The organism is Streptomyces canarius (genome assembly GCF_014650735.1).
Taxonomy (GTDB): Bacteria; Actinomycetota; Actinomycetes; order Streptomycetales; family Streptomycetaceae; genus Streptomyces; species Streptomyces olivaceoviridis.
On sequence record NZ_BMVN01000005.1, the window covers coordinates 79,516 to 103,335 of the forward strand.

Genomic DNA, 23,820 nt, shown 5'->3' on the forward strand with positions numbered 1-23,820 from the left:
CGGCCCGGCGGCAGGAGAGCGGGGCCCGGCCGGTCGAAGGCGCGGGCCGTCTTGCGGCCGTTGGTGTCGCGTGCCTCGATGATTCCGTCGGATCGTCCGTCGCTTCAGCGACCTCCGCGGTATGCCCAGGGCCTGGGAACGGCGCCCCCTCCCCGTGCGTGGGCCGACACGCCCGGCGCCTCGTCCAGCATGCCCCTCAGCCCGACCGGAGTCGTCGTCCCGACGCCGCCGGCGCCGCCGACTCGGCTTCCACCGAGCCCGCTTCACGCCCCGGCCGCCCCGGCCGGGGCAGGGGTACGTCTCTCCCCGGGCACCGCTCCCCCGCTGCTCCCCTACCGCTTCGCCGTGGCCTGGTGTGCGAGGAGCCTCCAGCTGCCATCGACACGGGCCCACACTCCGAGCGCGCGGTTGGCCAATTCCCTTCGCACTCCCCCCGCGGTGATGTCGATGTGCATTTCGCTGATTATCACGGCGGTGTCGCCGATCACTTTGACGCTCTCCACAAGGTGATCGATGCGGTGGTACACGTAATGGGAGTTCTCGCACTTCTCGACGAACGATTCGAGCGTATCCAGGGTTCCGCTCGAATGAACGTAGGAGAGGTCGGGATGACAGAGGTCAGTGAAGTCTCCGAGGTCGTGTGCCACAAGGGTGTCGAAACGGCGCTTCTCCAGTTCGCGAATGACGTCCGTGTCAGTTGCCGTCACGTGTTCCTCCGCCTCGGGCCCGGCTTCGTACCACAAGCTCGGCAGGTGCGACTCGCGGTGACTTCGGGCAGCCAGTCTGCATCCGGGCAGGGTGGGGAGTCGTGCGCATTTGGGACTAGTCAGATCTGCGGAGTGCTCATCCCCGCGAGCAGGCAGAAAGGGCGAAGCCGTCCGGATATTCCCTTCCTATGATTCTGCACCAGGAATGTCCTGGCCTTCGAAGGGAATCACCGGTGTTGAAGCGAGTCCTGCTTTCCGAGACCGACCTGCCCGACCGTTGGTACAACATCCTTCCCGATCTTCCCACGCCTCTCCCCGGCCCCCTCAACCCCGTGACGATGGCTCCCCTACAGCCCGGGGATCTGGTCGACCTGCTTCCGCAGAAGGTCATCGAGCACGAGTTCACGCAGGACCGCTGGGTGGAGATCCCGGAGCGGGTGCGGGACGTCTACAAGATCTGGCGGCCCTCCCCGCTGGTCAGGGCGGAGCGACTGGAACGCGCGCTCGACACCCCGGCACACATCTACTTCAAGTTCGAGGGTGTGTCCCCCTCGGGCTCCCACAAGCCGAACACCGCGGTCGTCCAGGCGTACTACGCCGCCGAGGAGGGCGTCCGCCGGCTGACGACGGAGACCGGGGCCGGCCAGTGGGGTTCCGCGCTGTCATTCGCCGGTGCGCTGTTCGGGCTGGAAGTGAACGTCTACATGGTCCGCGCGTCCTTCGAGCAGAAGCCCTACCGCAAGTCGCTGATGCAGAGTTGGGGCGCCCAGGTCTACGCCTCGCCCACCCGGCGGACCGAGGCCGGCCGTCAGGTCCTGGAACAGGACCCGGACTCGCCCGGCAGCATCGGCATCGCCATCAGCGAGGCCGTGGCGGACGCGCTCAGCCGCGACGACACCAAGTTCGCGCTGGGCTCCATCATGAACAACGTGCTGCTGCACCAGTCCGTGATCGGTCTGGAGGCCAGGAAGCAGATGGAGATCATGGGCGAGTACCCCGATGTGGTGATCGGCTGCGTCGGCGGCGGCTCCAACTACGCGGGGCTCGCCTACCCGTTCCTGCGGGACCGGCTGAGCGGCGAACGCCCGCGGACCCGGTTCGTCGCCGCCGAGCCCGAGGCATGCCCCACACTCACCCGCGGCAAGCTGGCCTACGACTACCCGGACACCACCGGCCTGACCCCGCCCCTGTACATGCACACCCTGGGACACGGCTTCATCCCCGGCTCCATCCACGCCGGCGGCCTGCGCTACCACGGCGACGCGCCCAGCCTGTGCCTGCTGAAAGAGCACGGTCTGGTGGAGGCACGGGCGTTCCCCCAGACAGAGATCTTCGATGCGGCGGTGCGCTTCGCGCGGAGCGAGGGATTCGTCATCGCCCCCGAGTCGTCGCACGGGCTGAAGGCGGCGCTCGTCGAGGCGCTGGCCGCCCGCGAGGCGGGGGAGGAACGGGTCATCCTGTTCAACATCTCCGGGCACGGCAACTTCGACCTGGCCGCCTTCGACTCCTTCCTGGCCGGGACGATGGAGAATCCGACGGTCACGGACGAGCAGATCGCGGCAAGCCTGAGCGATCTGCCGTCGCCCTCCGCCTCGGTCTGAGGGGTGGTCATGGCGACGCGTCCCGAACTGCGGGGTACGTTCGGCGCGGTGTCCTCGACACACTGGCTGGCCTCTGCGGCGGGCATGGCGACCCTGGAGGCCGGTGGCAACGCTTTCGACGCCGCCGCCGCGACGGGCTTCGTGCTCCAGGTGGTGGAACCCCATCTGAACGGGCCTGGCGGCGATGTGCCGATCCTCTTCTTCGACGCCGCATCGGGTCGCGCCCAGGTGATCTGCGGGCAGGGGCCGATGCCGCAGGCGGCGACACCGGAGGCGTTCCAGGCCCTGGGCCTGCTCCGGATCCCCGGCTCCGGTCTGCTCCCGGCCACCGTCCCCGGCGCGTTCGGGGCCTGGCTGCGGCTGCTGGAGGAACACGGCACGATGCGGCTCGCGCAGGTGCTCCAGTACGCCGTCGGTTACGCGGCGGACGGCTATCCGGTCCTGCCGAAGGCGGCCGAGGCCATCGCCGTTCTCGCGGAGCTGTTCCGCGACGAGTGGACGCAGTCCGGCCACACGTATCTGGTGGACGGCGCGCCGCCCCGGCCCCGTTCCCGGCTGCGCAACCCAGCGCTGGCCGAGACCTACCGGCGGATCATCAAGGAAGCCGAGGCCGCCGGACCCGGCCGTGAGCAGCAGATACGCGCCGCCCACCAGGCGTTCTACGGCGGCTTCGTCGCCGAGGCCATCGACGCACATCTGCGCACCGCCGCCCTGGACGCCACGGGCAGGCGGCACCGGGGCCTGCTCACCGGCGACGACATGGCTCGCTGGGCACCGCGTACGGAGGCCACGGTCCACCGCACCTACCGTGGTCTGGAGGTGCACAAGCCGGGCCCCTGGTCGCAGGGCCCGGTGTTCCTCCAGCAACTCGCCCTGCTGGAGGGGTTCGACCTCGCGGCGATGGGCCTGGACAGCGCCGACTATCTGCACACCGTGATCGAGTGCGCCAAGCTGGCCTATGCGGACAGGGAGGCCTGGTACGGCGACCCGGACTTCACCGACGTACCGTTGTCCGCGCTGCTGGCCGGTGACTACGCCGACGAACGCCGACGACTGGTCGGCGACCGTGCCTCCGACACGCTGCGTCCCGGTTCGCCGGCAGGACGGCCGCCACGGATCCCGCCGCTGGACCGTGCGGAACCGCCCGTCGGACCCTACTGGCAGGGCCAGTTGTACGACGGACTGCCCACGGTGGTCCCCCCGGTCGTGGCAGCGACCGAGGCCCGCGGTGACACGTGCTGCCTGACGGTCACCGACCGGCACGGCAACATGGTGGCCGCGACGCCCAGCGGCGGCTGGCTGAAGAGTTCCCCCGTGGTCCCCGGGCTCGGCTTCCCGCTGGGCACTCGGGGCCAGATGGCCTGGTTGGAGGAGGGGCACCCCAACTCCCTGGCACCGGGCAAGCGGCCCCGTACGACCCTGAGCCCGACCCTCGTCGTCCAGGACGGCCAGGCCCGGCTGGCGTTCGGCACGCCGGGCGGGGACCAGCAGGACCAGTGGACGCTGGGGTTCTTCCTGGCCCATGCGGACTTCGGACTGGACCTGCAACGCGCCGCCGAGACCCTCGCCTTCCACTCCGAGCACGTCCCCTCCTCGTTCACGCCCCGCACACACCGGCCGCTCGCAGTACGTATCGAAAGCCGTCGCAGCGACGAGGCCGCAGCCGGCCTCACCCGCCGCGGGCACGCCCTGGTCTCCGTACCGGACTGGTCGCTGGGCAAGGTGTGCGCCGTGGGTGTCGAACCGGGTGACGGCCTGCTGCGCGCCGCAGCGTCACCGCGCGGCGAGCAGGCGTACGCCGTCGCCCGATGAACCATCGGAAAGGATTCCCCAACCGTGCCCCTCCCTGTGGACGAACCCCCAGCGGCCGGAAGCGCCCCGCGGGCCGGACTGCACCACCTGGCGGTCGAAACGGCCGACCTCGACAACTGTGTCGCGTGGTACACCGACTTCTTCCGTGGTATCGCCACCTGGACCCTCGATACGTTCTCCGACCTGACCCGCGACCGGCTGCCCGGCATCACCCGGCTGACCGAGGTGGCCGCCGTCGGCATGCGGTTCCATCTGTTCACCCGCTCGGCCGCCTACTCCCTCCCGCATCCGGACACCTTCCAGTTCCAGCATGTGTGCATGGCCGCCGCGACGGCCGAGGAGTTGCGGGCGTGGCGGGACCGCTGGCAGCGGTTGTTCGCCTCCGGACGCTACGTCTTCGCCCGTCCCGAGCCATCGACGGAGATCGTCGTGGACTCGGACGGGGTGAGCAGCTTCTACGCCTACGACGTCAACGGGCTGGAGTACGAGTTCACCCACATACCGGTGGAGGCAGAGGGACGGTGAGCGCGCTGGACGGCAACTCGACCACCGGTCTGCTGGAAGCCGGCGTCGCCGAGTACGGCGGCCGCGCCTACGGGCTCGAACCTCTGGTGCTGCCGCCCGCCCCAGTGCCGAGCAGCGGCGACGGTCACCTGACCCGGCGGTACGCGGAACTCCTCGGCACCACCCGCACCCGCACGGACCCGGGTGCGGTCCACCCGGGTGCCCTGGTGCCGCTGGGTACCGCGGGCTCCGAGGAGCAGCTGTTCTGGTTCCGGTGGATCACCGGTCACCAACTCACCTTCATGCTCTGGCAGGAGCTGGGACGGCGGGCCGCCGAGGCCGCCGTCCCGGTGCCACCGGAGGAGGTGGCTGCCGCGGCCCGACTGGTGCGCGGCTACTCGGCCATGCTGCTGTACACGGCGTCGTGCACCCGGGATGTCTACCACCGGATCATCCGGCCGAGCATGGCACTGCACCACCCTGCGTTCAGCGGTGCCTGGGCCCGTGACTACGGTCCCGTGCGGGCCTTGTTGCGGGGGCGGCTCCCCGAAGCCTGGGTCGGCTGGGCAGACGTCCTGCTCGACGAGTGCGCGCTCAACGACGCCGTGCACGAAGGCATCGCCGCGAAGCTGGTGCCCGACGCCCCCTCGTTGCTCCAGTCGGCGGCGGGCGATGGCCGGGCCCTGCCACGCGACGTCCGGGCAGTTCTGTTCGACACGTACTTCCTCACCCTCCGCGCGCCCTGTTCGCCCGCGGAGGTCGCCGCGCAGCTCCTGCGCCGGATACGGGTGGTGCGGGACGACCTGGCGGCCAACGGCCTGTACCCGGCCGCCGCCTCCAGCCGAGCAGAGAAGCCGGACGCACTGCGGACGGCACGGGTCGAGGAGATCGAGCGCACCGTTCCCCGGCTCCTCGGCAGGATCGCCCGCGACTGCGTGCGGCTTTCCACTCCCGAGGCGCGCGCTCCGTCCCCCACCCGCGCATACGAGCACCCGTTGGAAGGAAGCGGATCCCATGGCACATGACGTGATCGTGGTCGGCGGCGGTATAGCGGGCTGTACGATCGCCGAGCGGCTGGCCGGGCAGGGGCTGAGTGTGCTCCTGCTGGAGCGCGGCGCCCTGGCCGGCGGGGCGACCGGCCGCAACCAGGGCGGTCTGCTGCCCAGTCCGCTGCCCGCGTGCGGCGGGCTGTTCGCCGAGGCGGTCGCCTACTACGAACAGGCCGAGCTGGAGAGCGAGGTGCCGTTCAGGTTCCGTCCGCACGGCTATCTGCTGGTTGCCGCGGACACGGAGGACTTGGACCGGGCCCACGCCCACGGCCACGCGCTGTCCGCGTCCGGGTTCCCGGCCCGCGCGGTCAGCACCGATGAACTACGGGATCTGGAACCCGGCCTCGCGCCTGACCTGGCGGGCGCGGTGATCGTCGAGGGGGCGTACGCCCTCCACCCGGTACTGGCCGCCGCGGCCCTGGCCGGGCGGGCCGCCCGCGCGGGCGCCGAGATCCGGACGCACGCACCGGTCCGGGGTCTGACCACGGCCGGCGACCGGGTCACCGGTGTGGTCACGGACGACGGGCCGCTGGCGGCGGGAAACGTGGTGCTCGCGGCGGGGCCGTGGTCACGGAGCCTGGCCCAGCAGGCCGGCAGCGATGTGCCGGTGTTCGGGGCACGTGGCTGGCTGCTGCGCACCGCGCCGGTCACGGGCGCGGTGTTCCGCCACACTCTGATGCAGTCCACCTGGCACGGTCCGGTCGGCTTGCGGCGCAACGGCCCCCCGTTGTTGGCCGACATCGCCGCTCCCGCGACCACGGCCACTCAGGTGGTCTTCTCGTTGCAGCCGTTGCCCGGTGGAGAGGTGGTGCTCGGTTCCAGCAGTGGTCCGGCGCTCCAGCTCGATGACGTACGGGACGGCGACGCGGCGGTCCCGCTGATCGCGGCGGCGGCAGCCCGGCACGCCCCGGTGCTGGCCAAGACACCGGTGCGCGCGGCGTGGTCGGGTGTGCGCCCGATGTCCCCCGACGGTCTGCCCATGGTCGGCCCGGCGTCCGGGGCCGCGGGGCTGTGGCTCCTGACCGGGTTCGGCATCGACGGCATGCCGTTGGCCCCGGGCACGGCCCGGCTCCTGACGGAGTACCTCGTGTCCGGTCGGCGGCCGGCGGGTGCCGAGCCGTTCGCCCCGGAACGGTTCGACGACCGGGAGTAGGACGGTGGCCCCCTCATGAGGGAGGCGGTGCGGTCCGGACATCCGGCTCGCACCGCCTTTCCGGTTCACCCGGTCGGGCGTCCGGCCGAGGCCGGGCCACTGCGTGACGGGGCCTGCCGCGTCACTGGGACAGTTCCTCGATCTTCGGCCCGACCAGCTCGATCAGTCGCGCGGCCTCGATCCGTACGGTCCGGTCGGCGCGACCGCTGCCGCAGTACACGGTGCCCATCCGGGTCACCGCTGTGTCGAAGACGATCACGACGTCCGGCAGATCGCAGACCGGACTCGCGCCGCCCGGTTCCATGCCGAGCAGGCTCAGCTCCCCCGGTTCGGCCTGCCGGAGCTTGGCGCGGGAGACGCCCGCCGCCCGGGCCAGCCGGCCGTAGTTGACGCGTCCGGTGACGGGCAGGGCGGCGAGCACGAAGCCGCCGTCGGCCGTCCGGAAAACCATGGTCTTCAGTAACTGCTCGGTGGTGAGGCCGAGTTTGGTCTCGGCATCCTCCTGGCCGACGATCGGGACGTGGTCAAGGACCGTGAACGGCACCCCGGACCTGCGGAGCACCTCCTCGGGCGACAGGACACTGGTGGGCTCCGCTGGCTGCGACATCTCACTCCTCGGCGGCTGGGTCCGGCCGGGACCGGCCGGGCTCCGCCACGCTACCGCTCGTCGGCCAGGCGGCGTACCGGCGCAGCCCGTACAGCAGCGGGGGCCGTCCGTGTCCGGTGCGGACACTGACGCGGAACACCCGGCCGAAGACGATGGTGTGGTCCCCTGCCTGCCGCACCCCGTCGACCCGGCAGTCGCCCACGGCGTGCGCGGCGTCCAGCAGGTGCGGGCCGGCCGCCGCGTCGGGCAGGTGCCAGGCCGTCCGCCGGAACCGGTCCGGGTCGCCTGAGGCGAACAGTTCCGCCACGTCCCGGGCAGAGTCGTGCAACAGGTTGACGCTGAACGCCCCGGTGCGCTCCAGCGCGGCCAGCGTGGGACTGCCGGTTCGTACGCAGACCAGGAGCATGGGCGGGTCCAGGGACACGCTGCACAGGGACGAGCACGTCATGCCCCAAGGCCGGCGAGTGTCGTCCAGGGTCCCGATGACCGCGACGCCGGTGGGGAACAAGGACATCAGGGTCCTGAAGTCGCCCTCACCCACCGTCGTTTCCCGGCTGGCCGTGGCAGACATGTCAGGCCTTGTCATGGGACAGCTCCTCGGACGCGGAACGTGGCAGGGGCCCCGGTGGCGGGGAAACGGTGGTCCGCGAACGACAGCAGCGGGCCGGTGGCGGCCGTGGTCACGAGTGCCATCAGCAGCATGACGAGGAAGAGCCCGGACGAGAGGATCCCGGCCGACAGTCCGGCCTGGAGTACGGCGATCTCCGTCAGGCCCCGGGTGTTCATCAGCACCCCGAAGCGCAGTGCCGTCCTGGTGGGCAACCGCGCGGCACGCGCGCCGGCGTAGCCGCCGCCCAGCTTGGCCGCCATGGCGAGGAGCACGACCACGGCGAGGGTCACCCAGGAGAAACCGTCCGGCCCGTCAGTGGCCGTCCGGAAGCCCACCGTCACGAAGAACGCTGGGACCAGGAGCAGGCCGCATCGCTCCACGCTGCGTACGGCTTCGGTCCGCGGTCCCTGTTCGCCGTCCCGGGGAACGGCGAGACCGGCCAGCACCGCGCCGAAGATCGCTGTGAGTCCCGCCCGCTCGGTGGCCAGGGCCGCCGCGATCGCGCCCGCGCCCAGGGTGGCCGCGGCGGCGGCCGGCCACCGGGCGCACAGCCTGCCGACGGCCTCCCGGCCCAGCAGCCGCCGGAGCGCCACGGCCACCGTCGTGCCGACGGCGATCACCGCCGCGGCGCGGACGACCTGCCTGCCGCTGCCCGCAGCGGCGGCCAGCGCGGAGTTCAGGAGCAGCCAGGTCAGGGCGTCGATGGAGACGGCGACGAGGAGGGACAGTCGGCCCTCGGTGGGGTCGGCGATGCCCCGGTCGGTGAGGATCCGCGCCAGCACCGGAACAGCCGTGACGGCGAAGGCGGCGGCCAGCAGCAGCACCAGCGCCGCGGTGGGTGCCGTACCCCGCTCCTCCGCCGCGTCCCGCCACACCACCCACACGGACACCAACGCCCCGGCGATCAGCCCCGGCAGCAGGGAGCCGGCCGGCAACCAGCCGTAAGAGCGCGGTGACACCTCGCCGCGCCGCGGGCGGGCGCTGTGTCCCACGCCCGTCAGGTACAACGCGAGCCCGGCCAGGCCGATGGTGTGCAGGTGGCCGGTGGTCCCGGACGGCAGCACCGTCTCGACGAGGCCGGGTCCGGCGGCCGTCGTCAGGACGGGGACGACGACGAGGCCGAGGGTGATTTCCCCGATGACGGGTGGCTGGCGTATCAGCGTCGCCGCTCGGCGGGCCGGCCGGGCCGCCAGGAGCACCACGGCCAGCACCACCACGGCGTGGAGGGCCACGACCATCAGCGCAGCCCCGAGAGGTACTCCACTTGGCTGGGCAGCGTGTCGACCAGCTTGCGCGCCTGTTCCCGGACCCGGGCCAGCTCGGCCCGCGCCGCACGGGTGTCGAGCAGGTCCAGCGCGGGCGGGTGGCGCAGCGGGATGCCTCCGAGGCCGAGGGCCATGCAGACGTAGCTGTAGGGCTCGAAGGCGTGGTAATAGGGGTAGGTGGTGTCGTTGTCGGGCAGTTTGCTCTGCCATTGCTCCATGCGCACGGCCATGTCCTCGGGTACCGCGCGCTTCTTCGCGTCGCGCCAGTAGTCGTTGTCCACGCGCGCGGCGCCCCGGTAGTGCAGGATCAGGAACTCCCGGACGCCCTCGATGGTCCGGGCTGCGCTGAGGTTGTAGGTGTCGCGCAGCACCGGGTCCCTGTCCGTGCCGGGGAAGTACCTGACGAGTTGTTCGATCGCGTGCTGGATGAGGAAGATGCCGGTCGACTGCAACGGTTCGACGAAGCCGGCGGAGAGTCCGATGCCCACGCAGTTGTTGACCCAGGCCCGGTGGGAACGGCCGATCCGCATCCGGATGTGGTTGGCCTCCAGGTCCGCGGCGGCGGGCCCGACGAAGTCGCGCAGGACGCGTTCGGCCTCCTCCGGCTCGCAGTAGTCGGCGGCGTAGACGTATCCGGTGCCGATCCTGTCGTAGAGCGGGATCGTCCAGATCCATCCGGCGTCCTGAGCGGTGGCCGTGGTGCACGGCCTGATGCCCCGCACGGCGGTGTCGACGGGGACCCGCAGAGCCACCGCGCGGTCATTGGGGAGGGAGTCCTGGAAGGAGATGAAGGGCTCGCCGAGTGCGTCGCCGAGCAGCCGGCTGCGGAAGCCGGAGCAGTCGACGTAGAGGTCCGCGGTCAGGTCTCCGTGCTCGCGGGTGACGAGACCGTCGATCCAGCCCCGCTCGTCGAGGCGCACGTCCACGACGTCGTCGATGATCCGGTGGACGCCGCGTCCGACGGCGTAGCGGCACAGGAAGTCGGCGAGGAGCGAGGCGTCGAAGTGGTAGGCGTAGGGGAACTGGGTGTTCTGTTCGGCGAGCGTGGTCCGGTAGAGCGGCCGGTCGGGGTCCTCGTCGAAGTCCTGCTCGAAGAGCCGGTGGTCCAGGTACCTGGGGGACGCCTTCGCGTCGCAGAGCCAGGGTATGAGGAAGCAGTCCCGGTCGAAGCGGCCCGTCCCGCCGACTTTCTGCCACCAGTCGGTGAGTGGCACCCCGTCGACGACCCGCATCCGTTCGAAGGGGTGGTAGAAGTACGTGCCGGGCGCCCGCCAGTTCTCCAGGCGCACCGCCAGCTTGTACGTGCCGTTGCACTCCGGCATCCAGTCGGCCTCGCTGAGACCGAGATAGTCGAAGAAGTGGCGGACGGTGCTGAAGGTGGCCTCGCCCACCCCGATGGTGCCGATCCGCCGGGACTCCACCACAGTGATGTCGACTCTGTCCGCGAAGGCCGCCCGCAGGTAGGAAGCGGTCATCCACCCAGCCGTTCCACCACCCAGGATCACCACGCTCTGTGTCATGGCTGGTGACTCTAGGCGTGATCTCCGGGTGGTGTCTTCGGTAGATCGGACGGATCACGGCAGGCCAGGAGCCGAACGGACTAGGCCGAAGTGACCGGCTCTCCCCCTTTCTGCATGTGCCAGCTGAATGTGGCAAGAAATCGTGTGCTCTGGGTCGCGGCCGTGGGATTAGATGAGGCGTTGTTCGACTCTGTCCGTAGCCGCTACTCGCGGTGCAGGGGGGCTCGTGGACGAAGTTCGATCCGACCGGAACCCAGCGTCGAGCGACTTGGCCGGCGGTGAGAAGCCGGAACCATTACGGATCTTCCTGATCGATGATTCGAGCCTGGTGCACGCCGGGCTTGCGCATGTTCTGCGGGAGTACCCCGACCTCACCCTTGTCGGCAGCGCCCGGGACAGCCCGACGGCACTCGAAGCCACCCTCAACTCCTCGTTGGACGTGCTCATCATCAACACCGCATGCCGGTCCATCAACGTGGTGGACCTGATGCACCGGGCTGTCCACTACTCCGGTTCCGGTGTCTCGCGCATGCTGCTGGTGACCAACGATGCGAACGATCCCATCCGCGCGGATGCTGACAAACTAGGCGCCGGGGGTGTGGTGCTGGCCTGGGAAGAACCGGAATTCCTGGTGTCCGCCATCAGGCTCGTCTCCGGAGGGTACCGGATCGGTATACCTGACCAGGAGGAGCCTGACAACAGGCTGCCGCGCAGGAAGTCCGTCCGCCATACAGCCCTCGACCTGCTCACGCTCCGCGAGCGACAAGTCCTCAAACTCCTGGCGCGCGGCATGAAGAACGCCGAGATCGCCGGAGAACTGGTGGTCAGCGAGAGCACGGTCAAGACACACGTACAGAATCTGCTGGTCAAGCTCGGCCTGCGGAATCGGGCCAGCGCGGTCGCGGTCGCCTACGAATTGGGCATCACCCGAGGTGAATGGCCGCGGTGATGTGGTCGAACGTGTCAGCTGGGGCGGACCGCTCCCGGCGCCCGGGACCCCGGCGGCCGGATCGCCGACCGTATGCCATCGACTCTCCGGCCGGCGGATTGCTGCGCGCCTGACATCAGGTCGGCGGGTCGGTCCCCCGCCTCCCTCATTCGCGTCCGCTGAACGCCAGCCGGATTCCCAGTCCGACCATCACCACTCCCGACGCTCCACCGATCCACGACAGCCGACGCGGTGACCTGGCAAGCCAATTGCGGGCCGTTCCCGCGAGAAGGCCCCATGTCGCGTCGGAAACCAACGCGATCAGGACGCAGATCAAACCCAGCAGCAACAGCTGCACCCGGACATTCCCCGCCGAGGAGTCGACGAACTGCGGCAGCACCGCGCCAAAGATCAGCAAGCCCTTGGGATTGCTCACCCCGACGATGAAGCCTTCCCGGAAGACCCGTCCCGGCCGGCCGGCCGACGCCTCGGCCTGCTCCTCCACCATCAGCAGTTTGCGGTGCCGCCATGCCTGAACACCGAGATAGACGAGGTAGAGAGCGCCGGCGAACTTCAGGACCGAGAAGACCAGGAGGGATCGCGCGAGTACCTCCCCCAGCCCGAACGCCACCAGTACGACCTGGACGAGGAGACCTGCCTCATTCCCCACCGCAGTGGATACGGCGGCCCGTCGCCCCAGCGCCACCCCCCGGCTCACCACGAACAGGACGCTCGGCCCCGGCACGGAGATCAGCACGGTCACCACAGTCAGGAAGACAGCCAGACGATCTAATCCGATCACCAGCACAGGATACGCGCCCCGCCCTCATCGCCCTGTGGTTCGAGGAAATCAGTGAACTGTGCCGGCACTACTCAGTTCTTCTCAGCCTGGTCTTGGCCACCGCGCACTGCTCCATCACGCCAGGGATCGCACCGGCCGCGGCGCGAGCGCCTCGATCCGGCCAAGGTCGCCCACCTCGGACCAGGGGCGGCTACAGGGCCCCGGGGAGTGAGGGAGGCATGCGGCGCCTTGCGTCCACTGCATGAGCGAGGGGCGCGCGGTGGCGTCGGTGCTGGGAATGTCGGTGGAGTGGGGGGCGGCCGGGCGTGCGCTCGAAGGCCAAGCCGGCTGGCGGAGCGCGGGTGGCTCCGGCAGGAAACGCCGGGGATGTGCGGCGCCGCCCGGCGGGCCGTGGGTGAGGCCGACGGTGAGGCGCGTCCCGCCGTGCGGCGCAGGGCGGCCTCGACGCCGTCGCGGCGCGGCGCAGGGCGGCCCGAGCCCGGGGGGCGGCGAACCAGTCGGCGGGAGCTGATCCGGCGCCTGCGGGGAGTGCGGTCGCGGCGGGTGACTGCTGCTTCGCGGTTCGGGCTGCCGTGAGTGCCTTGCTGAGGCGAGTGCTGTGCGAGGTGGGCTCATTGCCCCGTGTACTGGGGTCCTTGTTGGGGTCCTTGTGGGGATCCGCTCGACTTGCCAACCGAGCCGGCGTCGCAGGGCAGCCTTGGGCTGATCACGTTCGTCTGGCAGTTCAGTCCCGGCCGACGTGGCCATCGGCCGGGACTGAACTGCCTTGACGTGTGTGGTGGTGAAGGGGTGGTCGCCTACGCGGCGAAAGGCTCTGCGGGGCTTCAGCCGAACGATCGTCCCCGCAGGCAATAGGTGAGGCCCGGGGACACTGTCCCCTTCACCACCACACCCCCTGCAACCACACCCACCCGCCGGGCATTCCCCGGCCGCCCGGACGACGCACGGATCGCCCCGTCGGGCGCACGGGTATCTGACCTGGGCGCTGCGAGGCCTGAGGAGGGCAGGGGCCCCACAGGCTCAGCACGATGTGCGTCAGGCCTGCGGCGATGAGCTCCGCGATGGCCTTGCGGTCGGCGATCGGGTCGTCGTAGGAGACGATGCGCTGAACGGAGCGGGTGATCGTCCGCGGATCACGGGCGATGGCCGCGCGGTGGTCGTCCAGAACGGCACTGCGCTCGGTGATGGAGTCCAGCGTGTTGCGCGGCGGTCCGGGGATGTTCCGGATGTCGGCCTGCTCGGCGACCAGGCGGAGCGTCCCGTTTCCTCAGCCGCCGATCGGCGGGGGCGGGGCCTGGCCGCTGGACAGGTTCCGGCTCGTTGTGGTTGCCGGTCAGGGTGTAGTAGCGCCCGTGGAAGCCGAAGACGTCCCGCGTCCAGATGCCGCGGAGGATGGTGATGGCCTCCTTCAGGCGGGCGATGCCTTCGGCGGGCGGGACGAGTGAGAGGCCGTAGGCGGCGTACTCAGCGACGGCCGGGTTCTCGCCGACGATCACGTCCACTGTCGTGGCGATTTCGCCGAGGACGGCGGGCGGTCGGACGTGATTGCACGTCACGAGCAAGCCCATGCGCAGCCGCTGGGTCCTGGCGGCCAGGGCGCTCGGCAGCGTCCACCCTTCGAGGGGCTGCCCATCCTTATGTCACGGAGGGGAGGCACTGGTCGGACATGGTTGCCACGCGCCCTTCGAGTCGACGCGCCGCCGTTGACGGCGACACGATCGTCGCGTCGGTTGACACCGAGACCCGCTGGCTTCACCTCGCACAGCCGCCGTCCCAACGCGCCGCGAAGGTGACGGCCCGATGAGACAGCTGAAGGAATCAGGCCAGTCTCCCGCCTATGGCTTCACGTCGAGACGCACGAGCGCGCCGATCTCCACGAGTTGGTCCGGCAGTGCCAGGTCGGAAATGCCCATGACCGTGCTGGCGGGCCGGTGCTCCCCGAAGTACTCCGCGTGGAGGCGTGCCGTCGTGTCGAAGTTCTCCCGCAAGTTCCTCACCAGCACTGTCGTTTCCACTACCTGGCTGCGTGCGGCCCCGAACTGCTTCAGGACCAGGTCCAGATTCTCCAGCGTGGTTCGGACTTGCAGTTCGAAGTCACCTGCGCCCACGAAGTTGCCGTCACGGTCATGGGACAGCTGCCCAGACACGTAAACCGTGTCACCGACCTGCATGGCCTGACTGTAACCGTAAGACGACTCCCACGGCATACCAAAACCGAACGCCTTCGCTTGCAAAGTCATGACGCACTCCTTGAGACGGCACGGGGAACCGTCAGTTACCGAAAGCCCCTGTCATGAGGGAAGTTACACGTCCATCGCAGGCGATTCTTGTTCGGCAGCGAAGCCGAACTGTCCTGTGCGTGCACCAGTCGGTTCGAAGAGCTGGGTCACCTGGACGAAGTTGCCCGCACGACCCGAGGGACGGATGAGGTACGCGAAGCGAACGCGGGCGAGCTGTGTCTTATGAGGGCGTTCATGGTCGCGGAGTTGGTCAAAGACCGGCGGGACCTGCGAGGACGCGCGGGCAGGGACGGTTCACTCGTCCGCGACGTCCTCGGCCTCCCAGCGGAGCAGGTCACCCGGCTGGCACTCAAGCACCTCGCAGAGCGCGGCGAGCGTCGCGAACCGTACCGCCTTGGCACGGCCGTTCTTGAGTACCGCCAGGTTGGCGGGCGTGATCCCTACACGGTTCGCGAGGTCGCCCACGGACATCTTCCGCCTGGCCAGCATCACGTCGATGTCCACGACGATCGGCATCAGATCACCTCGTCCAGCTCGGCCTGCATCCGTGCCGCTTCGACGTCGCGCGCGACGGCCTGGGCAAGCAGCATCCGCAGCACGAGCACGATGAGCGCGACCCCCAGGATGGCCACGCCGACCCCGCCCATGATGACGGTGACGCCCGGGTCGTCCCGCTGGCCCGGCGCATTGAGGACGGTGACCGCGAACCACACGAGTGCAGCCGCCACGATCGCGCCGATCACGCCGTCCACGTACCGGAAGGCGGCTTGGGAGAACACGGTTCCGCGTCGGACCATCGTCACCAGCCGCCATACGCAGCCCAGGGCGACCTGGGCCGTCACCATGCCCAGGATCGTGATCAGACGCAGCGGGGTCAGCGGGAGTGACCCGTCCTCCGGGTCGGTGGCCAAGGCCCACACCATCAATGCCTGTACGAACACGGTGCCGGTGAGCACCACCACCAACACGGCCCGCAGCGCACGCACTGTCAGCTTTCCCATGACCCGTCCTTCCATCGAGTTGCGATGGAAATCTATCGAATTTCGATAGGTCAGACAACGGCTGGGACGGAGGGCTGGGCGGTGGATCCGCAACGTTCCAGCGGCGGCGCCGGTGCGGCACCCGCGGCGACCGTCCTGAGCCCTGCCTGCGGGTGAGCGGACACGAACGACCCAAGCGCTGACGCCCGGCGTCGAACTCCAGGAGTACGGGTCGGCCGGTGGGCGGCCGATGGCGAGGTCGGCACGGCCGGCAGCCGTCGCGGCCCTCAGTCGCTCGGCGTGCGGCGGCTTCGCTCACGAGTTCGAGCAGCGTGTGTGCACCACGTCGGGAAGCGCTGCCACCGGATCGGAGCAGGACATCGGGCAAAGTGCCGGAGAGGCCGGAGAATGCCACGACCAGGACAGCGGTGAGTGCGGCGGGCGCCGCCGTCTCCGAGTGTGTGGGTGCGCGCGGACGGAGCGTCCGTGCCGGAGGCGGATCACCGGGGAAGCGTGACGGCAGTCCCCCGCCGGAGGCAGGGGACGCACCGTGGAGGGTTCATCCGCACCTGCCCCGGTACGTCCCCTCCGTGCCTCCCTCCGTGACCCGCATATGCTGGACGACCAGCATCGGGACGGTCCGGGGTGAGGTGCCGTCCTCACCGCCGCGGGCACCACGGCACCGGGATTCCCGGCCGTCCCGTCCGCCGGGACGCGGGGGCCCGCTCTCACGCCGGAGGCACCGTATGGACACCCCGCGCATCTCGCGCCGCGCGCGAGCCGTCGCGCCCTTCTACGCCATGGAGTTCGGCAAGCACGCCGCCGCGCTGGAGGCCCAAGGGCACCACGTCGTTAAGCTCAGCCTCGGCGAACCCGACTTCGGCGCGCCCCCGGCCGTCCTGGAGGCCATGCGTGAGGCCATGGACGGAAGACCCCTGCCGTACACGCCCGCCCTCGGTCTGCCCGCGCTGCGGCAGGCCATCGCCCGTTTCTACCGTGACGTGCACGGGGTGCCGGTCGATCCCGGCCGGATCGTGGTGACCGCCGGTGCCTCGGCCGCCCTGGTCCTGGCCGCCGCCGCCCTCGTCGACCCCGGGGACGAGGTCCTCATCGCGGACCCGTCGTACCCGTGCAACCGCCAGATCATGGAGAGCTTCGGCGCGCGGGCCGTCCTGGTGCCCACCACCGCCGCCGGCCGCTTCCAACTGGACGCCGCGTCCGTGCGGTCGCACTGGACGGACCGGACCCGCGGAGTGATGGTCGCCACACCGTCCAACCCGACCGGTACGTCCGTGCCGGCCGCCGAGCTGGCCGCGATCTGCGGCACGGCCCGCGAGCGCGGCGCGTGGCGCCTGGTCGACGAGATCTACCTGGACCTGGGCGACCACGACGAGCACGGCCGCCCGCCGGCGAGCGTGCTGGCGTCCGACCCCGACGCCGTGGTCGTCAACAGTTTCTCGAAGTACTTCGGCATGACCGGCTGGCGGCTCGGCTGGTGTGTCGTCCCGGAGACGTACGTACCCGTGATGGAACGCCTCGCCCAGAACTACTTCCTGTGCGCGTCGGCGCCCGCCCAGCAGGCCGCGCTGGCCTGCTTCACCCGTGAGTCGCTCGCGGTCTGCGAGGCGCGCCGCGAGGAGTTCGTCCGGCGCCGCGCCCTCGCCGTCGAGGGACTGGAAGGCATCGGCCTGCCGGTGCCCGTGCGCCCCGACGGCGCGTTCTACGTGTACTTCGACGTCAGCGGCACCGGGCTCACCTCCTGGGAGTTCTGCGAGCGGGCCCTGCACGAGGCACACGTCGCCCTGACCCCCGGCAGGGACTTCGGCGCCCGCACGGCGGACACCCATGTCCGGCTCTCCTGCGCCGCGGCGGCGGACGAACTGCGCGAGGGGATCGCCCGCCTCGGCACGCTGGTGGACACGCTCGGATGACATCTCAGGAACGGAGGGCGGCCCCGGCGCCGCTTGGAGGACGACGCACCGGCTCCGCCGGACCCGGCCGGGCGGCGGCACCGGAGCGCGGGCCGACCGGAACGGCCGGGACTAGACTGACCCGGGTGTTTCCGCGCGAAGGAGCAGGAAACCGCCCAGAACACCTCGCTCGTCGGCCGTACGGCGACGCTCCGTCCTCACCGAACGCGCACGACAACCGGAAGCGGTGCCATCGGACATGATGCTGGCGATCGTCTTTGCCGTGCTCGCCGCGGGAAGCAACGCATGGGGAACCGTCCTGCAACGGCGTGCCGCCGGCAGCGTCCCCGCCTCGCGATCACCCCTCCGGCTCCTCGCCGGTCTGCTGCACAGACCGGCGTGGCTCGGCGGCATCCTCGGAGTGACGCTCTCGGCCCTCTTCCAGGCCCTGGCCCTGAACGCCGGATCACTGGCGACGGTGCAGCCGGTCTTCATCCTGGAGCTGCCGATGGCCCTGCTGTTCGGCAGCTTCGTCTTCCGGGTGCAGGTGTCCGGCAAGGCGTGGTGGTGCGTGCTCTGCATCTTCGCGGGGCTGGCGGTCTTCCTGTTCTCGGCCGCCCCCACGGGCGGACGCGACCAGGTGCCCGGCCCGTGGTGGCCACCGACGATCGCCGTCGTCGCCGCGGTGGAGGCGGCACTGGCCCTCCTCGGCCTGCGCCGGCCGCCCGGTCTGGCCAGGGCCGCCTGTCTGGCAGCCGCGGCGGCCATCGGCAACGCGCTCACGGCGGCCCTGGTGAAGTCCGCCATGGACGTCCTGTCCCGTGACGGAGCGGCCGGTTTCCTCCTCGCCTGGCAGACGTACGGCTTCGCCGTCGCGGGATCGCTCTCCATCGTGTTGCTCGGGTACGCCATGCAGGGCGGGCCGCTGATCGCCTCCCAGCCGGCCCTGACCCTGGGCGACGCCGCGGTCAGCTTCGTTCTGGGTGTGACGTTGTACGCCGAGTCGCCCCGGCAGGGGCTGTGGCTCGTGCCGGCCCTCGCCGGTCTGGCGCTCCTGGCGTACGGCGTCTTCACGCTCTCCCGCACTCGGTGCCTGGCCAAGTGCGTCAACCAGGAGGAGCGGGACGGGGACCAGGAGGTGGGTCAGCGCGCCGCAGCCCTCATGTGACGGCCGGCGTGCTGGACCGAAGGGGCACGTGGGGACACGTCCACTACCGACCGTGCAGGCACCGTGGGTCCGGCGCGCCCGGGAGGGTCCTGAAAGCCGGTTCCACGGCCTGTCGCGTACGCGTTCCGGCAGCGGTGAGACCGGGGCTCGCCGAACACCCGGCCGCGGACTCCGGGCCGGCACGCGTATCACAGCGGACGCGGAACGAACGGGAGGGGCGGTACCTTCCGAGCCGTGCCCGCGGGTCACACGTGCGGTTGACCGCCGCACACGATCACGTGCGACCAGTGCCGTGACCGGAAACCTTCGCCGCCGCTCCCCCGAGCACCGTGGGCGCCGGCATGTGCGGCACGCCCCGCCACCGAACGTGGTGCCCAGGGCGCCCGTGCCCGGAAGGCACCGGTCGGTCCGGTACCGCGCCCGGTGGACGGCCGGAGGCACGACCGCGTGGCGGGGGTCGGTGCGGACGGTCGGTCAGTCGACGCCGAGCTGGGACAGCAGGGTCTGGTTGTCCTCGATGTGCCAGTCCTCGACGATCTGCCGCTCGCCGACGTGCTGGATGTCGATGGCGTTGAAGTCCACCTTCTGGCCCTTGCCCTGGACTCCGTCGAAGGTGCCGGTGAAGTGGCCCCGGAAGACGAGCCGAGCGGTGATCTTGTCACCGGTGATCAGCAGGTCGGCCAGTTCGCACGTCAGGTCGGGCACGGCGGCGCGGAAGTTCCGCGAGGCGAACACCGGGCCTTCGGGGCCCTGCGGCCGACCGGGCGGCAGGGTGTTGTCCACGAAGTCCGGGCTGACCGACGCGTCGAGGTACTTCTCCTCGCCCGTGTTCCAGAAGGTGTACAGCTGCTGCGCGAGACGCACCTCAAGCACCGCCCGGCGCTCACCGATCGAGCGGTCCACCGTCAGCGCCGCCGGCCTCACCAGGTCGGGCGAGCCGTCGACCAGCTTCCAGGGCCAGGCGTGGGAGCCGGTCCGCTGCCGGTCCTCGGCGACGGACGGCTGCGCGGCGAGCGCGGTGCCGGCCGCAACGGCGGCGGCGACGGAGGCCGCCACGGCGGCACGAGTGAACTTGCGGGACATGCGGGAATCCGCCTTTCGGTCGATCGGTTGCGGGAGGAGGAGCCCGGCCGGAGCCGGCTCGGGTCAGCGGCGTGCCGGTCCGCTGCCGATGGGCAGGCGGTACAGCACGTACGGCTTGCGCCGGAGGTCTGTGCCGCCGTTGTAGGCGGCCTGGCGGTTGAGCTGATTGGCGACGACGTAGAGCTTGTGGTCGTAGCCGATGGAGAACGTGTCGGGCCAGCTGAGCCGCTCGTCCTGCACCAGCGTGTGGTAGCTGCCGTCGGTGTCGCGGCGGACGATCGCCTTGCGCTCGATGTCACCGGCGTACACGCGTCCCGCACGGTCGGTCTCCAGACCGTCGGACATCCCCTTCGCACCGAGGTCGTGCACCTCGATGGCGGTCTTCCGGAGACGGGTGAGATCGCGTGTGCGCACCCCGTACAGTCGCCGGCTGGACAGCGGGCAGTAGTACAGCCACTCACCGTCGGGGCTCAGCGCGATTCCGTCCACACCGATGCCGATGGGCGTGCCCGCGGACGTGCCGTCCGGACGGTTCAGCATCGGCCGGCCGTCGATCGTCGGCACGAAGCCCGGCGCCGGCAGCGTCGACGGGGTGTCGTCCAGGCGCCGCCACGACTCGCCCGTGGCCAGGTTCACGACGATCAGCCCGTTGGGGCCGTCCGGTGTGGCGTCGGTGAGATACGCGAAGCCGTGGACCAGGTCGAAGCGCACGTCGTTGACGAAGCTGCGCGGACCGGCCACCGAGGCGGGGAAGACGATCGTGCGCACCACCTTGTCGGTGGCCAGGTCGACGGCCACCAGCTTGGGCCCGCCGTACGGCGCGTCGGCCCACTCCACCCGGCCGGTGTCGACCACCCACAGCCGGTCGGCGGCGTCGACGACGACGCTCTGCACGCCCAGGAAGTGCCGCTCCGGGGCGGCCGTGTCAGGGGTGTTGATCTCCCGGTCCGGGTAGGCGACGGGCTTGCCGTGCCGGATCTCCGCCACGGTGAACGGCACGTCGTCGCCCCACCGGGGGAAGTTCACGAACACGCGGCCACCACGTGAGACCGTGACACCGGTCGGCATCGCACCGTCGAACGTGGCCACCGTCTCCAACCGCGGCGCGTGCGGGTGCGCCTGCGGGGCGCCGCTGCCCGGCCGCGGGGCGGCCTCCGCCTGCCCGGTGCCGACCGCCAGGGCCGCGCCCACGGCGAGTGGCACGGCGAGCACCGTACGCCGGTCCGGACCCGTCGTCGAAGCGGGATCGGGGGTACGCATAAGGACTGGCTCCCAACTGTGCTGGGGCCTTCGCGAAGAAGGTCACCTCGGGTTGCATTCCGCACATCAGTGCACAACGGTCCCCGTCCGCGTGCTTCCGTCGAATGACTGACGCCGGTGGGGCCGCGCATCACTCTGGTACGAAAGGCGTGATGATTCCAATGACTGGATGTGCTGGCTTCCATAGGTTTCATGCATGACGTTGCCCCCGGGGCACCTCATGCACTGGACCTATCGGCATGATGAAAATCATTCCTTGGACTCATGTGACGGCAGGAGTGCAAGATCGGAGCGTCCTCGGAAACAGGACGTCAACCGTCCCTGGCCGGCCGTGCCCTGGTGGCACTGCCCGCTCGACGCATCACTGGAGTCCCGATGTCCGCATCCACCTCCCGCACGGGCCGGTCCGCCGGCACCGCGCGACCCGCACGGGCCCGGCTTCCGCTCAACACCTTCGGCATCTCCTTCGGCCTGTCCGGGCTGGCGGGGACCTGGACGGCCGCCGCCGCACTGGGGGCGCCGCGGGTGATCGGGACCGCCCTCTGGCTGGTGGCCGCGACCGCGTGGCTGGTGACCGTGCTCCGGTACGCCGCGGCCGGGCTCAGGCCGCACGAGGTCGCCGACGATCTGCGCCATCCTGTTCTCGGCCCGTTCGCGGCCCTCGTGCCCGTCGCCGCCTCGCTGATGTCGGCCCGGCTCGCCGTGTCGTTCCCCCAGATGGGGAAGGGGCTGGTGTGGGCCGTGCTGGCCCTCAGCGCCGGCTTCGGCGCGTGGTTCGTCGCCAGGCTGCTGACCGTGCCGCGCGACCCGGCGACGCTGCACGGCGGCCATCTGCTGCCCACGGTCGCGGCGTCCCTGATCTCGGCCCAATCCGTCGCGACGATCGGTCACCCCGGTGCGGCGAAGGTGTTGTTCGCCGCGGGCATCCTGTTCTGGCTGCTGGTCGGGAGCCTGCTGCTGGTCCGCTTCGCGACCGGTCCCGAACTCCCGAGGCCGCTGCTGCCGACCCTGGCGATCTTCTCGGCGCCGCCGGCCGTCGCGGGCAACGCCTGGTGGGTGATCACCGGGGGCCGGCCCGGTACGGTCCACGAGATCCTGCTCGGCACGATGGCCGCCCTGCTCCTGCCCCACCTCTTCCTCGTGAAGGACTATCTGCGGCTTCCCTTCACCCTCGGTTTCTGGGCCCTGACCTTCACCACCGCGGCGAGTGCGACCTACGGGATCCGGCTGCTGTCCCTCACCGGAGCGACGTGGAGCGCCCCGGTGGGCTGGGGCGTGGTCGCCGTCGCCACCGGTGTCATCGGAGCCGTCGCGGTCCGCTCCCTGGCCCTGGTCCCCTTCCGCCGGACGCGCCGTCACCACACCGGCCGCACCGCGCACCCGGCGACGGCAGCCTGCTGAAGCGCCGCCGCGAGGCAGCCTACTGATCCCTGCGAACGCCCCTTCGGACAGCTCGGCCGAGTGGCGGCTCGCTGTACCGACAGCGCCGAGAACGAGGCCACGCCGGCGCGCGTCGTACAAACCGTTCAGCAGGTGTACGGCACAGGGTCCCGAGGTCGCCGGGCAGCAGTTCCTCTTGGCGAGCGGGCTTGCCTAGGAGGCATCGTCCGGCGGTTCCTCGTGCAGGGGCTTCGGTGGCTGGTCGAAGCGAACGTCGATCTTCTGGAACCCCTTGAACGCCTCGGTGGCGGCGTACGAGCTGTAGGCCCGGCGGTCCGCCGGGCTCAGGTGCACCCGGTCCGTGAACGGCGTCAGCAGGCTGCGCGGCCACAGCTGCATCACCCGAACGGACGCCACCTCGGCCGCCGTGACGAAGATCAGCGCCCCGATGTAGAGCCAGGCGAGCAGGCCCAGGACGATGCCGAACATGCCGTAGGTCGCGGTTGCGCCGCGCAGGACGTGAGTGACGTAGTAGGAGCCCGCCCACTGCACTGCCTGCCAGGCACAGGCTCCACCCAGCGCGACGCCGGCCAGCCGGCGCAGCGGGAGCGGCCGGTGCGTCAGCAGCCGGTACCCCAGGAGGAGCAGGACGGCGTTCAGGCACACGGACGCCACGGTGGCGCCGATCCAGGTCCCGCCCTTCAGCGTCGCGCCGAACACATAGGTCTGCGAAGCCGCGACCGACAGCAGGGTGAACGCGCCCAGTCCGACGGCGAGGAGCAGCAGGAACAGCAGGCCCTTCAGTCGCGAACGGAACGGGTCGGGGCGTGCGTGCCGGGGGACCGCCCAGATCTTGTTGAGGGCGTACTGCGCGGCCTGTGCCACGCCGAGAGAACCGTAGAGGCTGCCCGCGATGCCCACGGCCAGCGCGACCCCACTGCTGTGGAAGGAGTGGATGTTGTGCCCGAGCTGGTCCCCGATCACCGGGAACTCGCCCAGCGCCGAGTCCATGATCCGCTGGCGCAGAGCGGGATCGTCGCTGAGGAAGGTGCTCAGGACGGCGATGAGGATCAGGAGCAGCGGGAAGAGTGAGAGGAAGCCGTAGTAGGTGAGGAGGGCCGCGAGGTAGGCGGCCTGATCGTCGTAGAACTTGTACACGACGGCCACCGGGAGCCCCACCCAGCGGTGCCGTCTCTGGAAGCCGTCGGCGCGCTTGAGGAACCTCAAGGCCCGCGCTCGCC

At 70.6% G+C, this 23,820-nt stretch carries 22 protein-coding genes; 9 read left to right on the plus strand and 13 right to left on the minus strand.

Annotated elements, in window-relative coordinates; genetic code table 11:
- Positions 1-332: 332 nt before the first annotated feature.
- Positions 333-707 carry a nuclear transport factor 2 family protein gene (locus IE294_RS09315; RefSeq protein WP_189884222.1) on the minus strand — a complete coding sequence of 125 codons (375 nt, stop codon included), beginning with the start codon at positions 705-707 and terminating at the stop codon, positions 333-335.
- Between the two features lie 233 nt (positions 708-940).
- Between IE294_RS09315 and IE294_RS09320 the strand changes: the two genes are divergently transcribed.
- The 5 genes from IE294_RS09320 to IE294_RS09340 are packed head-to-tail and all read left to right on the plus strand — an operon-like array spanning position 941 to position 6,826.
- A complete protein-coding gene (locus IE294_RS09320; RefSeq protein ID WP_229917070.1) occupies positions 941-2,308 on the plus strand; it encodes a TrpB-like pyridoxal phosphate-dependent enzyme in 1,368 nt (455 codons plus the stop codon).
- 9 nt (positions 2,309-2,317) lie between these two features.
- On the plus strand, positions 2,318-4,120 hold the full coding sequence (locus IE294_RS09325) for a gamma-glutamyltransferase family protein (protein ID WP_189884226.1): 1,803 nt from the start codon (positions 2,318-2,320) through the stop codon (positions 4,118-4,120).
- Between the two features lie 24 nt (positions 4,121-4,144).
- Positions 4,145-4,645 (plus strand): VOC family protein, encoded by a 501-nt coding sequence (locus IE294_RS09330; protein ID WP_229917071.1) that lies wholly within the window; start codon positions 4,145-4,147, stop codon positions 4,643-4,645.
- A complete protein-coding gene (locus IE294_RS09335; RefSeq protein WP_189884229.1) occupies positions 4,642-5,649 on the plus strand; it encodes a 3-methyl-L-tyrosine peroxygenase-related protein in 1,008 nt (335 codons plus the stop codon). The genes IE294_RS09330 and IE294_RS09335 overlap by 4 nt, the downstream gene beginning before the upstream one ends.
- A complete protein-coding gene (locus IE294_RS09340) occupies positions 5,639-6,826 on the plus strand; it encodes an NAD(P)/FAD-dependent oxidoreductase (protein ID WP_189884231.1) in 1,188 nt (395 codons plus the stop codon). Before IE294_RS09335 ends, IE294_RS09340 begins: the two co-directional genes overlap by 11 nt.
- 121 nt (positions 6,827-6,947) lie before the next feature.
- Here the strand turns inward: IE294_RS09340 and IE294_RS09345 are convergent, their stop codons facing one another.
- Genes IE294_RS09345 through IE294_RS09360 form a run of 4 tightly spaced genes read right to left on the minus strand, consistent with a single transcriptional unit; the run spans position 6,948 to position 10,828 of the window.
- The gene (locus tag IE294_RS09345) at positions 6,948-7,433 is read right to left on the minus strand and encodes an aminoacyl-tRNA deacylase (protein ID WP_189884233.1); all 486 of its coding nucleotides are present in this window, start codon (positions 7,431-7,433) and stop codon (positions 6,948-6,950) included.
- A gap of 1 nt (position 7,434) precedes the next feature.
- Positions 7,435-8,004 (minus strand): flavin reductase family protein, encoded by a 570-nt coding sequence (locus IE294_RS09350; RefSeq protein WP_229917072.1) that lies wholly within the window; start codon positions 8,002-8,004, stop codon positions 7,435-7,437.
- Between the two features lie 11 nt (positions 8,005-8,015).
- Positions 8,016-9,275: a cation:proton antiporter gene (locus IE294_RS09355; RefSeq protein ID WP_229917073.1), complete on the minus strand. Its 1,260-nt coding sequence runs from the start codon at positions 9,273-9,275 to the stop codon at positions 8,016-8,018.
- 5 nt (positions 9,276-9,280) lie between these two features.
- Positions 9,281-10,828 carry a tryptophan halogenase family protein gene (locus tag IE294_RS09360; RefSeq protein WP_189884235.1) on the minus strand — a complete coding sequence of 516 codons (1,548 nt, stop codon included), beginning with the start codon at positions 10,826-10,828 and terminating at the stop codon, positions 9,281-9,283.
- 226 nt (positions 10,829-11,054) lie between these two features.
- Here IE294_RS09360 and IE294_RS47405 point away from each other — a divergent pair, with 226 nt between their 5' ends.
- A complete protein-coding gene (locus IE294_RS47405) occupies positions 11,055-11,777 on the plus strand; it encodes a LuxR C-terminal-related transcriptional regulator (RefSeq protein WP_229917075.1) in 723 nt (240 codons plus the stop codon).
- Between the two features lie 145 nt (positions 11,778-11,922).
- Here the strand turns inward: IE294_RS47405 and IE294_RS09370 are convergent, their stop codons facing one another.
- The 5 genes from IE294_RS09370 to IE294_RS09390 form a co-directional block, all read right to left on the minus strand.
- Positions 11,923-12,558, minus strand: coding sequence for a LysE family translocator (locus tag IE294_RS09370; RefSeq protein ID WP_373315798.1), 636 nt, complete (start codon positions 12,556-12,558; stop codon positions 11,923-11,925).
- Positions 12,559-13,691: 1,133 nt separating this feature from the next.
- Positions 13,692-14,126: an LLM class flavin-dependent oxidoreductase gene (locus IE294_RS49615; RefSeq protein WP_359833349.1), complete on the minus strand. Its 435-nt coding sequence runs from the start codon at positions 14,124-14,126 to the stop codon at positions 13,692-13,694.
- A 267-nt stretch (positions 14,127-14,393) separates the two neighbouring features.
- Entirely contained in the window at positions 14,394-14,798 is a 405-nt protein-coding gene (locus IE294_RS09380) for a RidA family protein (RefSeq protein WP_189884236.1), read from the minus strand.
- 294 nt (positions 14,799-15,092) lie between these two features.
- Positions 15,093-15,314 carry a helix-turn-helix domain-containing protein gene (locus IE294_RS09385; protein WP_189820133.1) on the minus strand — a complete coding sequence of 74 codons (222 nt, stop codon included), beginning with the start codon at positions 15,312-15,314 and terminating at the stop codon, positions 15,093-15,095.
- Positions 15,314-15,799 (minus strand): DUF2975 domain-containing protein, encoded by a 486-nt coding sequence (locus IE294_RS09390; RefSeq protein WP_189884239.1) that lies wholly within the window; start codon positions 15,797-15,799, stop codon positions 15,314-15,316. The genes IE294_RS09385 and IE294_RS09390 overlap by 1 nt, the downstream gene beginning before the upstream one ends.
- 725 nt (positions 15,800-16,524) lie before the next feature.
- On the opposite strand from IE294_RS09390, the gene IE294_RS09395 reads away from it, so the two are divergent.
- Both IE294_RS09395 and IE294_RS09400 read left to right on the plus strand, forming a co-directional pair.
- Positions 16,525-17,709: a pyridoxal phosphate-dependent aminotransferase gene (locus tag IE294_RS09395; protein ID WP_189884241.1), complete on the plus strand. Its 1,185-nt coding sequence runs from the start codon at positions 16,525-16,527 to the stop codon at positions 17,707-17,709.
- Positions 17,710-17,947: 238 nt separating this feature from the next.
- A complete protein-coding gene (locus IE294_RS09400; RefSeq protein WP_189884243.1) occupies positions 17,948-18,856 on the plus strand; it encodes a DMT family transporter in 909 nt (302 codons plus the stop codon).
- A gap of 474 nt (positions 18,857-19,330) precedes the next feature.
- Here the strand turns inward: IE294_RS09400 and IE294_RS09405 are convergent, their stop codons facing one another.
- Entirely contained in the window at positions 19,331-19,939 is a 609-nt protein-coding gene (locus tag IE294_RS09405) for an ester cyclase (RefSeq protein WP_189884245.1), read from the minus strand.
- 63 nt (positions 19,940-20,002) lie between these two features.
- Positions 20,003-21,142, minus strand: coding sequence for an L-dopachrome tautomerase-related protein (locus IE294_RS09410; protein ID WP_229917076.1), 1,140 nt, complete (start codon positions 21,140-21,142; stop codon positions 20,003-20,005).
- A 432-nt stretch (positions 21,143-21,574) separates the two neighbouring features.
- Here IE294_RS09410 and IE294_RS09415 point away from each other — a divergent pair, with 432 nt between their 5' ends.
- Positions 21,575-22,600 (plus strand): SLAC1 family transporter, encoded by a 1,026-nt coding sequence (locus IE294_RS09415; protein ID WP_189884247.1) that lies wholly within the window; start codon positions 21,575-21,577, stop codon positions 22,598-22,600.
- 192 nt (positions 22,601-22,792) lie between these two features.
- Here the strand turns inward: IE294_RS09415 and IE294_RS09420 are convergent, their stop codons facing one another.
- Positions 22,793-23,806: a YihY/virulence factor BrkB family protein gene (locus tag IE294_RS09420; protein ID WP_229917077.1), complete on the minus strand. Its 1,014-nt coding sequence runs from the start codon at positions 23,804-23,806 to the stop codon at positions 22,793-22,795.
- Positions 23,807-23,820 lie beyond the last annotated feature (14 nt).